Here is a 12,743-nt window from a genome sequence, read left to right as displayed (position 1 = left end):
GTCAAAGCACGGACTCTGCCATGAGCGATTCCGCGATTCGCCCGGCTCGCATTGCGCGCGTGCTGCCCGATTCCATTGCCGCCGAGATGGGGTTTGAAGCGGGCGACGCCATCGTGGCGATCGGTGGCGAGCGGCCCCGCGATTTGATCGACTATCAATTTTTGTGCGCCGAGGAATTTCTGACCCTCCAGGTGCAGGACGCCACTGGCGAGCTGCACCATCTAGAAATTGAAAAAGATTGCGACGAGAGCCTAGGACTAGAGTTCGAATCGGCACTGTTCGACGGCCTAATTCAGTGCAACAACCGTTGCCCGTTTTGTTTCATCGACCAACAGCCGCCCGGCCAGCGCGAGAGCCTCTATCTCAAAGACGATGACTACCGCCTGAGCTTTCTCTATGGCAGCTACCTAACGCTGACCAACCTGCGTTCCCGCGATTGGGCGCGCATCGAGCGGTTGCGCCTCTCGCCGCTCTACGTCTCGGTGCATGCCACCGATCCCGAGGTGCGCAGCCGCATGCTCAAAAACCCCTGGGCGGGCCGAATCCGCGAGCAACTAGCGTGGTTCCAACAGCGGCGCCTGCAGCTGCATGCGCAGGTCGTGCTCTGTCCGGGCATTAACGATAGGGCCCAGCTCGAGCGGACGCTGCGGGATCTGGCCGCTTTCGGTGCTGGCGAGGTACCGGCAGTGGCCTCAGTGGCGGTTGTCCCGGTGGGCCTGACCCAGTTTCGCCCCCAGCAGGACGAGCTCGTTCCCGTTACCCCCACCCATGCGGCCGAGACGATCGCCCGAACCCAAGCCTTGCAAGCTGAGTTTCGCCAGCGTTTGGGGACCCGCTTTGCCTGGTTGGCCGACGAATGGTTCTTGATGGCGGGGCGCGACCTACCGCCCGAGGCGCACTACGAGGACTACCCGCAACTGGCCAATGGTGTGGGCAGCATCCGCCAGTTTATCCAGCAGTTTCGCGCCACTGCTGCGGCTTGGCTCCCGCAACGGCTGGCGGTGCCGCGCCGCTTGAGCTGGGTGGTGGGCAACGCCGTCGAAACAGCATTCCAGCCGCTGGTGCAGCAGCTCAATGCTGTCGAGGGCTTGCAGGTCGATCTCGTGCCGCTGCGCAGCGACTACTGGGGCCAAAGCATGACCGTAACGGGCGTGCTCACCGGCCAGGACCTGCTGGCCGGCCTGCGCGGGCGCGATCTGGGCGATGGCGTCTTGCTGCCCACGCTCATGCTCAAGCCCGATAGCAACTGCTTCCTCGATGGGGTGACGCTCGAGGCATTGGCCCAGCGCCTCGATACGCCCGTTTGGCCCGTAACGGGGATTGAATCGCTGCTCGAAACTTGCACGGCAGAGGCAAGGTCACTGCAACTGCAGCAAGCCCCTTAGTTCCATGCCACAGGGCCGAATCTGGATGGCTGGCTTGGCCCTGCTAGCCCTCGGGAGCACTGCCTGTCACAGCAGCCCCAAGGGACCCACCCGCGATCGCGCAGCTCAAGCGAGCGAGATGGCCTGCTATCGCAACGCGCGCTTTGGGTATTCGGTTGCCTATCCGGGCGATCGCCTGAGGCCGGCCAAGCCACCTCAAAATGGGGACAAGCGCACGTTCCGGTCTGCAGGCGATCGCACCGTCATGACGGTGTACGGCCGCCACAACATTGGCGATCTGAGCCCGGCAGCGCTTTACCGCAAGCGCCAGGCCAACCGCGCTGCAACCCAGCTAACCTACCAGCACGTTGCCGGGTGGGGATTCGTCTGGTCCGGTTACCGCGGGGACCGGGTCGTCTATGAGAAAGCGGTGCTGCGCGATGGCAGGGTCCTGACGCTAAAGCTGCGCTATCCGCGCTCGCGCCAATCCCAATTCGATCCGCTCGTAGCGCGCATTGAACGCTCCTTCCCAGCGGCCGACGCTGCCTGCTGAGCTCACCTCAGCCCGGCGGCCACTGTAGGGCGCGACCGCCCATGATATGGAAGTGCAAGTGCTCGACGGTCTGGCCGCCCTGGGCCCCGTCGTTGGTCACGACGCGATAGCCGCTCTCCAGGTCTTCCTGCTGGGCGACCCGCCGCGCCACCAGCAGCAAGTGGCCTAGCAGGGCTTGGTCCTCGTCGCTGGCCTGGGAGAGCCTGGGAATGGGCTTTTTGGGAACGACCAGAACGTGAACGGGCGCTTGAGGGTTGATATCGCGAAAGGCCAGGGCATCGTCGTCTTCATAGACAATGTCGGCGCTAATCTCGCGGCGGACGATTTTGCCGAAGATGGTGTCGCTGAATTTGAGCAGTGGATGCACGCTTTCCAAAGAATATGACTCCCATATTGAGGGAGTTTTGTAGGTCGAAATTTAGTGCACAAGCCACGAGAATTGGTATGACCCCAGCCAGTGCCTATACTGGCGGCAAGCCCAGCGCGACCTCGGATGCTAGCCAGAGTCTGGAGTGCTTCAGTCGTCGGCATCGAGGCCCTTCAAGTGGGCGTTGAGGTCGATGTCTCGGGCGGCCTGCCCGGCATTACTGTTGTTGGGTTGCCGGATGCGGCCGTGCAGGAATCGCGCGAGCGCGTCAAGTCGGCGCTGCGCAACGCGGGCTTGAGCTATCCCATGCGCCGCATCGTCATCAACCTGACCCCAGCCGATCTGCGCAAGGAAGGGCCCAGTTTCGATTTGCCCATTAGCGTGGGCATCCTGGCTGCTTCCGAGCAGGTCGACGCGGCCCAGTCGGCGCAATATCTGTTTGTGGGTGAAGTCTCGCTCGATGGCAGCTTGCGATCGGTCTCGGGCGTGCTGCCGGTTGCGGCTGCTGCCAAGCAGCTGGGGTTTGCAGGCGCGATCCTGCCAGCCGGTAATGCCCGCGAAGCTGCCGTTGTGGATGGCCTGTCGGTTTACGGCTTCGAGCAGCTCTCGAGCGTGGCCGCGTTTCTCAACGGCACCGAGCGCCGCGAGCCGCTGCAGCTGGATGCGCAAGCAGAACTGGCTCAGTCACCGCTGACGGCCCCCGATCTGCGCGATGTCCGGGGGCAGGCCCACGCGCGCCGCGCCCTCGAAATTGCAGCGGCAGGCGGGCACAACGCCATCTTTGTGGGGCCGCCAGGTAGCGGCAAAACCATGCTGGCCCGGCGCCTGCCCGGCATCCTGCCGCCGCTGTCGTTCCAGGAGGCGCTGGAGGTTTCGCAAATTCACTCGGTGGCCGGCTTGCTCAAAGACCGCGGCTCGCTGGTGACCGAGCGCCCGTTTCGCAATCCCCATCACTCGGCCTCGGGGCCCTCGCTGGTCGGTGGCGGCAGCGTCCCGCGCCCGGGCGAGATTTCGCTGGCGCAGCACGGCGTGTTGTTTTTAGACGAGCTGAGCGAGTTCAAGCGCTCGGTGCTGGAGTGCCTGCGCTAGCCGCTGGAGGACGGCTACGTCAGCGTCTCGCGCGCCCGCCAGTCCGCGGTTTTTCCGGCCCAATTCACCCTCATTGCCAGCAGCAACCCTTGCCCTTGCGGTTACTACGGCGATCCGCTGCAGGCTTGCACTTGCACGCCCCAGCAGCGCGTGCGCTACTGGTCCCGGCTCTCCGGGCCGCTGATGGACCGCATCGACCTGCAGGTGGGGGTCAATCGCCTCAAGCCGGAAGAAATGACGCGCCAAACGGCCGGCGAGCCCACGCAGGCCGTCCGGGAGCGCGTTGTGGCTGCCCGTGATCGCGCCCGGCACCGTTTCCAAGATGAGTCCCAGCTGCGCTGCAACGCCGAGATGGCCAGCCGCCACTTGCGCGCGTTCTGCGAGCTAGATGAGGCCAGCCGCGACTTATTGGAGGGGGCCATCCGCCAGTTGGGCCTCTCGACGCGCGCCATGGATCGCATTCTTAAAGTGGCGCGTACGATTGCCGATTTGAGCGAGGCCGAGCGCATCGAGAGTGCGCACGTCGCCGAGGCCATCCAGTACCGCGCCCTCGACCGCTGGCAGTAACCCTTTCCCCGGCGCACGGTCGCTTGGCTGCCATGCTGGGATGTTGTCCCTGCAATACCCTGCTTTACTGCTATGGCCGAGGCCGATCTACCGCCGCTCATCCAGCAGATGCAGCAACCCGAGTTCTACCCGCATGCGGTTGCTGGCGGCGTTGAGCTCATCCAAACCCACATCTCCTACATCCTGCTGGCTGGAGACTACGCCTACAAGGTCAAAAAGCCCAAAGACCTGGGCTTTTTGGATTTTTCCACCCTGGCCAAGCGACAGCATTACTGCCACCAGGAGCTGCGGCTGAACCAGCCCACTGCCCCCGATATCTATCTGGCCGTGTTGCCCATTGCGCAGGCCGGGGAGCAGTTCGCGCTCGATGGCTCGGGCGAGCCTGTGGAGTACGCGGTCCAAATGCGCCAGTTCCCTCAGGACTCGCTGCTGAGCGAGCAGTTCGAGCGCGGGGAACTAACGGGCGAGTGGATGGTTGCCCTCGGCGAGACCATCGCGCGCTTCCACACTGAGGCGGCAACCAGCGACTACATTGCCAGCTTCGGCCGCCCGTCGCAGGTGCGCCAGGCCTTTGACGAAAACTATGCGCAGACCGAGCGCTACATCGACGGCCCCCAAACCGCGCAGCAGTACCGCGAAACGAAAGCCTTTACGGATCGCTTTTTCGAGCGGGATGCCGCGCTGCTGGAGCAGCGCCAGGCCAACGGCTGCATCCGCGAGTGCCACGGCGACCTGCACTTGCGCAACCTTTGCTGGTGGCGCGACAAAATCCAGCTGTTCGATCGCATTGAGTTTAACGAAGCATTTCGCTTTGTCGATGTCATCTGTGATGTAGCGTTTGCCGTGATGGATGTCGAGGCACGCGGCCGCCGGGACTGGGCCAACCGCTTGCTCAATACCTACTTGGAGCGCACCGGCGATTGGGAAGGGGCCGAGGTACTGCCGCTGTACCTGAGCCGGCAAGCCTACGTTCGTGCCAAGGTGGCTTCCTTGCTGCTGGATGACCCCAACGTCTCGGCCGCCGAGCGGCAGCAAGCGCAGGCTAGGGCCGCGCACTACTACCGCCTGGCTTGGCAGTACACTCAGACCGGGCGCGGCCGGCTGATCCTGATGTCAGGGCGTCCGGGCTCGGGCAAAAGTACGGTTGCCAGCGAGATCGCTCAGCGGTTGGGCGCGATTCACCTGCGCTCGGATGCCGTCCGCAAACACTTGGCCGGCGTGCCGCTCGAGGCGCGCGGGGGGCCAGAGCTCTACACCGGCGAGATGACTGGGCGCACCTACAATCGCCTGCGCGCGTTGGGCTTGCGCTTGGCCGAGCGCGGCTTTGCCGTGGTGCTGGATGCGACCTACGCCCGCCAGGGGCAGCGCCAGCCCGTAGTGGCCTCGGCGCGCGAGCGGCAGTTTCCGCTGCACATCTACCACTGCACGGCGCCGCTCGAGGTGATGCGCCAGCGTCTCGCCCAGCGCCAAGGGGATGTCTCGGACGCCACGCCCGAGCTGCTGGAGCAGCAGTCGGCGCCCGTGGAGGCCTTTAGCGAGACCGAGCAGTACTACCTCCAGCAGGTGGATACCACCGATCCGGCGTGGCGCTCGCAGCTAGCGCTGGAGTAGCGCAGGGCTGCCTACTTGCCAATGCAGAAGCGGCTGAAGATGCGATCGAGCATGGACTCGGTCACTTCCTCACCCGTGACCTCGCCCAGGGCCTGCACAGCCCCTCGCAGATCGATGGTCCAAAAATCCAGCGGCAGTCCGTCACCGATGGTGGCGCGCACGCAATCCAGGGCGTTTTGGGCCCGGGTTAGGGCGGCGGCTTGGCGCTGGTTGATGGCAATGTCGGCATCGGCTGCCGTGAGCTCGCCAGCGTTGACCGACTCGAGCAGCGCCCGCTCGAGGGCTTCGATTCCCTGGTTCTGTGCCACGGCGGTGCTGACAGTGCGGGTTATCCCGGCCGGGGGGCGGACGTTGTCCGAGGGAGCCAAATCAGTTTTGTTGGCCACTAGCACGATGGGGCGGTGCTGCACGTGTTGGTAGATTTCGTCTTCGGCAGCCGTCCAGCCTGCTTGCGCGTCAACCGTAAAGACGACCAAGTCGGCGCTATCGGCGGCGTGGCGCGATTGCGCCACGCCAATGCGCTCCACCGTTTCCTCGGTCTCGCGCATGCCTGCCGTATCGAGCACTTGCATGGGCACGCCCCGAACGTTGAGCTGCGACTCGACCACATCGCGCGTTGTCCCGGGGACCTCGGTCACGATGGCGCGATCGCTGCGGCTCCAGGCATTCAGCAGGCTGGATTTGCCCACATTGGGCCGCCCGACAATGGCGACTTTTAAGCCGCTGCGCAGCAGCTCGCCCCGATCGGCAGTGGCGAGGATGCGCTCGAGCTCGGCTCGGACCTCGCCAATGCGCTGGCTGATGTCGCCCTCATCCAGCGGCGGCAGATCGTCTTCAAAGTCGATGCGCGCCTCCACCTCAGCCAAGATCTCCAGGCAGGTTGCGCGCAGATCGCGAATAGGTTGGGCCAGCTTGCCCTGCAAGCCGGCTAGCGCCATGTGGGAGGCCTGCGGCGATCGCGCCCCCACCAGCTCGGCAACGCTCTCGGCTTGGGTTAGATCCAGCCGTCCGTTGAGAAAGGCTCGCAAGGTGAACTCGCCCGGCTGCGCCAGCCGCGCGCCCTGCGCCAGGCACAGCTGCTGCACCTGCTGCACCGGCACGATGCCGCCGTGGCAGTGAAACTCCACCACGTCTTCGCGCGTATAGGAACGCGGCCCCTGCATGATCAGCAGCAGGGCCTCATCCACTGTCTGCTGCGTTTCGGGGTGGTGCACGTAGCCGTAGAGGATGCGATGGCTCTCCCAGGGCTGCCGGCCGGGGGCGTGAAATAGGGCGCGCGCGATCGCCATGGCGCTCTCGCCCGAGAGCCGCACGATGCCAACGCTGCCCTGCTCGGGGACCACTGGTGTGGCAATGGCGGCAATGGTTTCGCCTTGCGCCGGCTGTTGGGACATGCCGCTGCCTGACGGTGCCTCTGGCTTTAGGCTAGCAAGCGCCCGTCTCGCAGGGGCGGGCGGGGTAGGCTAGCGTGGGAACCGCCACTTTCCCAACAGGTAGCAGCCGACTGCTTGCAACCCACCATGATCGAATCCCTCAGCGACGTACTGGCGCTCGACGCACGGCTCCTAACCGGCATTGCGATCGCGATTGAGGTTTTGGCCTCATTGGGGGCTCTCTTTGGCCTCTACCGGGCGTTGGTAACGCTTCCCGAGCGCGTAATGTCGCCGCAAGCCCAAGCTATCTACCGCAACGCGTTTGCCCCCTACCAAAGTTGGCTGGTGGCGATCGCGCTCCTGTCGGCAGCGGATCTGGCCATTATCTACACTTATGCCCCGCGCTGGCTGGATTGGTTCGAGATTGCGCTGGGCCTCGCGATCAGCGTCCTGGTGAGCTGGACGGGGTCGCGGGTGTTCAAGCAGTTTTTCGACCAGTACCTGCTCAGTGCCGTCATTAAGAGCAAGCGCAAAGTCAACAGCGAACTGCTGGTCGTGGGCAAGGTGCTGGCCAATACGGCCATCGTTGTGACCGTTCTATTCATCTTTGCCCAGATCCACCAGATCAACCTATTTGGGTTGCTGGCTAGCTTGGGGGTGGGCGGTTTGGCGATCGCCTTTGCCGCCCAGAAGAGCCTGGAGCAGCTACTGGGCGGTATCGTGCTCTACATCGATCGGCCCTTTGTCACCGATGACTACGTGGGGCTGGATGACGGGACCTTCGGGCGGATCGAGTCGATCGGGTTGCGCTCCACCCGCATCCGCACCTCGGGCAAGGGGACCGTGATGGTCGTGCCCAACAGCTTTTTGACCGAGTCCAAAGTTGAGAACTTTACCGATGCCCGCAAGATCATCTCCATCGTCTACTTGCGGTTTTATCGGGCCATTCCCGAGGATGAAAAAGCCCTCATCCGCCAAGTGTTTTTGGACAGCACGCGCGACATCGTTGGCATCGACCCGCGCAGCACCGAGGTCACCTTCAGTAATATCACCGATGACAGCGGCCAGAGCCTGACGCAAGCGCAGATTAATCTGTTCGTGCTGGGCTCGGGCAAGTTCTCAATGGAGCTGCGCCGCCAGTTGGTCGATAGTGCCAAGCAGAATGTGAGCTTGCAGCTCAAAGAATACGGCATTGCCTTCGACCTGCAGGAGCGAACCACCAACGTGGCCTCGCCCATTACCATCTAGAGGCACCCGGCGGCATGTGGGAAGCCCTTCCGGCAGGCATCCGCCAGCTCGTTCCCTTTGATCGCGACGCACAGGCATTTGCCCTCGAGATCCTGACCGATGCGGCGCTGCTGAGCCTGGCTTTGAGCAGTGGATGCACGCTTTCCAGAAAATATAACTCCCATATTGAGGGAGTTTTGGAGGTCGGAATCTAGTGCACAAGCCACGAGAATTGGTATGAATGCCTCGGGATCGCGCGCGCTTGCCGAGGCCGACCGGCAGTTGCTGGCACCGCTGATGGCCTGTTGCGGCTGGCGCTTACGCTGGGACTGCTGCGCTGGGCGCTGGCACCGCTGCAACCCTACCAGCCGCTCTATACCCTCCTGTCGCTGGGCGTCGAGCTGGCGCTAGCGCTCGCCTTGGCGGGGGTGGCGTCGCGATTGCTAGGACGCCTGCTGCGCCGCTATGGCGCTGCTCCCATTCGCAAGCTGGGGACTGGGTCCAGCGAGCTGCTGCTATTGCTCGAGTTCGCGGGCAATGCCGCCCTTGCGCTCGCGATCACGGCCGCATTCGCGCAAGGGCGCGGCATCAACCTGTTGCGGGTCTCGGCCGGTTTGAGCCTAGGCGGCTTGGCGATCACGGCGGCCGCACGGCGCCTCCTAGAGCAAATTTGGGGCACGCTGGTGCTGTATTTGGACCGGCCCCTGGTGCCCGGGGAGTACGTGCGCATCAATCGCAACAGCTTCAGTCCGCGCAGCGTCCTCAGACCGCGTCAGGGGGAGTCGTTTCTTTACGGGCGCGTCGATGCCATCGGGCTGCGCTCGACCCGCATTCGCCTAGCCGGCAAATTCTCGTGGCTTGTGCACTAGATTTTGACCCTCGAAACTCCCTCAATATGGGAGTCATGTTCTTTAGTAAGCGTGCATCTGCTGCTCAAATTGGTATTGGCTCAAGCGAACGGTCCAGTCGGAGACAGACGGGCTGTTGGGGATTGACCCTGGCAGCACCCGCATCTCGCTGCTTGATCGGGCGGATGGGAGCGGCACGCGCGCCCAGGTGAGCTTGTTCGTTTTAGGGGCAAGCCAGGATTCGATGCAGTTGCGCAAGCATCTGCTAGAGTTTGCCCGGCATCGGCTGGCTGCGCGGCTAGCGCAACAGGGCCTTACGCTCGCCAACGTCGATACTACCCTTTATGTGGATGTTCCCATCACCGTTTGAGCTTAATGGCAATCCCTGAGTTCGTTCGCGAGTTTTTCCGACTCGAGCCGGAAACGCGCGCCTTTTGGCTCAATTTCGGCATCGATCTGGGCTTTTTCCTGCTGGCCCTGCTGCTATCGCTGCTGGTGGGCCGCTTGACCCCTTTCCTGTTGAGCTAGGTCGTCTGGCGGTTTGCCCCGCAACGCGCTGCCGGCATTTATGCCAACTTGATTGCGCCCATCAAAAACTTATTTTGGATAGCAGGCACCCTCATTCTGATCTCGCTGTCGCTGCAGATCGTGCAGCCGTATGAAGCGCTGTACGGCTTTTTGGGCTTTTTTTTTAATCTGGCCCTGATTGCGGGCATTGCGTGGCTGCTCTCGCGCCTGTTCCGGCAGTTCGTTCGCGCCTACGGAATTGATTTGATCCGCCGGCTGGGCCGCGAAGTCAACGAGCTGCTGCTCATTGTCGAGACCGTTGCCAACGTCATGATTGGCTTTTTTGCCGTTGTTGCCTTTGCCCAGAGCCAGAACTTTAACCTTGTCGGATTGCTGGCAGGGGTGGGGATTGGGGGCTTGGCGATTGCCTTTGCCGCCCAAAGAACGCTGGAGCAGCTATTGGGGACGATCGTTCTCTATTTGGACCGGCCGTTCGTCCCGGGCGAGTACATTCGCGCCAACTTCAACCCAGCCGCTCCCGATCTCTACGGCCGCATTGAGTCGATCGGGTTGCGCTCGACCAAAATCCGCACGGCGGCTAAAAGCACGCTCTACATCGTGCCCAACTCCACCATGGCCAATTTGGACATTGAAAACATTACCCGCGGCAAAAAGGTCATGGTGCTGCTGTATCTGGACTTTACCCAGATCCTGGGCGAGCGCGCCCTAGTCGAGCAAGTGGTTGAGGACAGCACCAACGCGCTGTTTGGCATCGATCCTGGCAGTACGCGCGTTTCGCTATTCGAGACGGACAACAAACCGGGCACGCGCGCGCGGGTCAGTTTTTTCATTCTGGGATCGAGCGAGGATTCCATCGAGCTGCGCAAGCGCCTGCTCGAGCTGGCCAACGAAACGATCTCGAAAAAACTAGTGGGCTATGGCATCGAATTCAGCAGCACCGAGCCCTCCGTTTATGTAGATTCGCCGGTAACGATTTAGCGGGTTAGGTACTCATGGCCAGCATGCGCTGGATGGGCCGAAGCGCTGCCTGACGCGTCCCCTCATCCAGCTCGATAGCCGGTTCGCGCCGGACCATGGCCCAATACAGCTTCTCGAGCGTATTGAGGCGCATGTGCGGGCACTCATTGCAGGCGCAGTGGTTGGTTGCCGGTGCCGGAATGAAGCGCTTGTCGGGTGCTGCTTGCTGCATCTGGTGGATGAGGCCCGGCTCGGTCGCCACGATGAACTCGCGCTGGGGGCTCTGCTGGCAGTGGCGCAACAGCTTGGCGGTCGAGCCGATAAAGTGCGCGCGGCGCAGGAGGGGGGCCTCGCACTCGGGGTGCGCGATTAGCTCGGCCTTGGGATAATCGAGCTGCAGCTGGACGATCTTTTTTTCGGAAAACGTTTCGTGCACGATGCAGCTGCCCTGCCACAGCACCAGCTCGCGCCCGGTTTGCTGCATAACGTAGCGGCCCAAGTTGCGATCGGGGGCAAAGATAATGGGCTGCTCGGCCGGGATTTGGTTGATGATGCCGACGGCGTTGGAGCTGGTACAGACAATGTCGCTCATGGCCTTGATGGCCGCCGAGCAGTTGATGTAAGAGACCACCGTATGGTCGGGCCGGTCGGCCTTAAAGGCAGCGAACGCGTCAGGCGGGCAGCTCTCGGCCAGCGAGCAACCGGCATTTAAATCCGGCAGCAGGACTTGCTTGTCGGGGTTGAGGATCTTGGCCGTTTCGGCCATAAAGTGCACGCCAGCAAACACGATGGCATCGGCGTCCGTCTCAGCCGCCTTGCGCGCCAGCCCCAACGAATCGCCAATGCAATCGGCGATGTCTTGAATGGCAGGCTCCTGATAGTAGTGCGCCAGCACAATGGCGTTGAGCGCTTGCTTGCGCTCTTCGATGGCAGCAACCAGGTCGTCGGGCGTCGCGGCCACCTCAGGCGTGCGATCGGATAAGGCTGTGGCAAACACGATTGCAACCTGCCGCTCGCGGCAGGGGAAACTGCAAGATTTATGGTGGTATATACCAAATATTGTAGTGGCTGTCACCAAAATTGGCAGGCAGCGGTCCGGCCGCAACTAGGGCGCGATCGCGCCTTGCCAGCGCTGGGCGGCAGCTTGCAACGGCGGCAGCAGCCAATCGAGGTACTGGGGATAAACTGGCAGGCGGGGCACCAATTGCCAGCCGGCTCCCGCCAGCAGCGCTGCCAGCGATCGCGGCTGATGGTGGGGATAGTTTGGATTGACCTCATCGGTGGGGCCAATGCCGCCCAAATCCCGAGCTCCGGCTGCCAGGCAATCAAGGAGTAACTGCCTGTCGCCGACCAGATTGGGTGGAAACTGGATGGCGATATCGGCCGGCAGTAGCGCGCGCGCCCGTGCGATAAGTGTCGGTAGTTGGTGGAGGTCGAAGCCCTCCTGGGCTACCGCTTGGCTGCTACCAAGGCTGTGCGGCTGCAGGATGACCTCCTGGATGTGGCCCCAGCGCCGGTGGAGGCGCGCGATCGCGCCCAAGGTGGCTTCTCGATCGGCAGCGGTCTCACCGATGCCCAGCAGCACTCCTGTGGTAAACGGGATCTGGAGCTCGCCTGCCCACGCCAACTGCTGCAGCCGCCATTGGGGCTCTTTACTAGGGGCTTGCCGGTGCACTGTTTGCAACAGCGCCGGTGTCAGCTGCTCCAGCATTAACCCCATCGAGACGCTCATCTGCTTGAGCTGCGCCATTTCAGCCCGTTGCAGCGGCCCGACGTTGGCGTGGGGCAAAAAGCCCATGGCCAGCGCCAGCTCGGCGAGATCGGCAATTCGCTGCAACCAGGCGCCCCGCTGCGGCGATCGCGGATGCACTTCGCCGCTCAACAACAGGATTTCGCAAGTCCCGCTGGCCTGCAGCCGAGCGAGCTGCCGCTGCGCCGCCGCTAGGCTCAGCCAGCTCCCCTGGCCTGGCTCCAGTCGGAAGTTGCAGTACGTACAGCGGTTGAAGCACTCGTAAGTCGGCACCAGGGTATAGGCCGGACTGTAGGTGACTGTTGGGGCAGGCATGGTCGTTGCGTTCCGGACGGCTCGGTGGGCATCCCCACCTCAATTCGTTAAGCTGTTTTAAGTAGCTTAAATGCTACTGCGCTTTGTCGCCCTAATCAAGGACTCATCGAGATATGACGACGACCCTAGAACGCCAGCAAAGCGGTGGCGCCTGGGAGCAGTTTTGCCAGTGGGTAACCAGCACCAACAACCGC

General features: G+C 62.8%; 10 protein-coding genes and 2 pseudogenes. 8 read left to right on the top strand and 4 right to left on the bottom strand.

Annotated elements, in window-relative coordinates:
* Positions 1-20 precede the first annotated feature (20 nt).
* Together BRC58_07870 and BRC58_07865 are read left to right on the top strand one after the other, a co-directional pair.
* Positions 21-1,385 carry a TIGR03279 family radical SAM protein gene (locus BRC58_07870; protein ID PSP16834.1) on the top strand — a complete coding sequence of 455 codons (1,365 nt, stop codon included), beginning with the start codon at positions 21-23 and terminating at the stop codon, positions 1,383-1,385.
* Positions 1,386-1,410: 25 nt separating this feature from the next.
* Positions 1,411-1,917 carry a hypothetical protein gene (locus tag BRC58_07865; protein ID PSP16833.1) on the top strand — a complete coding sequence of 169 codons (507 nt, stop codon included), beginning with the start codon at positions 1,411-1,413 and terminating at the stop codon, positions 1,915-1,917.
* A 7-nt stretch (positions 1,918-1,924) separates the two neighbouring features.
* On the opposite strand, the gene BRC58_07860 is transcribed toward BRC58_07865, so the two are convergent.
* Positions 1,925-2,275: a histidine triad nucleotide-binding protein gene (locus BRC58_07860; GenBank protein PSP16871.1), complete on the bottom strand. Its 351-nt coding sequence runs from the start codon at positions 2,273-2,275 to the stop codon at positions 1,925-1,927.
* Between the two features lie 135 nt (positions 2,276-2,410).
* Between BRC58_07860 and BRC58_07855 the strand changes: the two are divergent.
* A pseudogene (locus BRC58_07855) lies at positions 2,411-3,940 on the top strand (magnesium chelatase).
* Positions 3,941-4,012: 72 nt separating this feature from the next.
* The gene (locus tag BRC58_07850; GenBank protein PSP16832.1) at positions 4,013-5,551 is read left to right on the top strand and encodes an adenylyl-sulfate kinase; all 1,539 of its coding nucleotides are present in this window, start codon (positions 4,013-4,015) and stop codon (positions 5,549-5,551) included.
* Between the two features lie 11 nt (positions 5,552-5,562).
* On the opposite strand, the gene BRC58_07845 is transcribed toward BRC58_07850, so the two are convergent.
* Positions 5,563-6,945, bottom strand: coding sequence for a tRNA uridine-5-carboxymethylaminomethyl(34) synthesis GTPase MnmE (locus BRC58_07845; protein ID PSP16831.1), 1,383 nt, complete (start codon positions 6,943-6,945; stop codon positions 5,563-5,565).
* Between the two features lie 126 nt (positions 6,946-7,071).
* On the opposite strand from BRC58_07845, the gene BRC58_07840 reads away from it, so the two are divergent.
* The 4 genes and pseudogenes from BRC58_07840 to BRC58_07825 all read left to right on the top strand — a co-directional run bounded on the left by BRC58_07840 (position 7,072) and on the right by BRC58_07825 (position 10,505).
* Positions 7,072-8,172 (top strand): hypothetical protein, encoded by a 1,101-nt coding sequence (locus tag BRC58_07840; GenBank protein ID PSP16830.1) that lies wholly within the window; start codon positions 7,072-7,074, stop codon positions 8,170-8,172.
* Between the two features lie 14 nt (positions 8,173-8,186).
* On the top strand, positions 8,187-8,366 hold the full coding sequence (locus BRC58_07835; GenBank protein ID PSP16829.1) for a hypothetical protein: 180 nt from the start codon (positions 8,187-8,189) through the stop codon (positions 8,364-8,366).
* Positions 8,367-8,402: 36 nt separating this feature from the next.
* Positions 8,403-9,020, top strand: coding sequence for a hypothetical protein (locus BRC58_07830; GenBank protein ID PSP16828.1), 618 nt, complete (start codon positions 8,403-8,405; stop codon positions 9,018-9,020).
* Between the two features lie 354 nt (positions 9,021-9,374).
* Positions 9,375-10,505: pseudogene (locus tag BRC58_07825) on the top strand (mechanosensitive ion channel protein MscS).
* Between the two features lie 4 nt (positions 10,506-10,509).
* On the opposite strand, the gene BRC58_07820 reads toward BRC58_07825, so the two are convergent.
* Entirely contained in the window at positions 10,510-11,481 is a 972-nt protein-coding gene (locus BRC58_07820) for a quinolinate synthase (protein ID PSP16827.1), read from the bottom strand.
* Positions 11,482-11,589: 108 nt separating this feature from the next.
* Positions 11,590-12,549, bottom strand: coding sequence for a 7,8-didemethyl-8-hydroxy-5-deazariboflavin synthase subunit CofG (locus tag BRC58_07815; protein ID PSP16826.1), 960 nt, complete (start codon positions 12,547-12,549; stop codon positions 11,590-11,592).
* Positions 12,550-12,743 lie beyond the last annotated feature (194 nt).

This window comes from Cyanobacteria bacterium QS_8_64_29 (assembly GCA_003022125.1).
Lineage (GTDB): Bacteria > Cyanobacteriota > Cyanobacteriia > Cyanobacteriales > Rubidibacteraceae > QS-8-64-29.
Note: the sequence above shows the minus strand (reverse complement) of the source record. Positions and strands in the feature narration are given on the sequence as shown.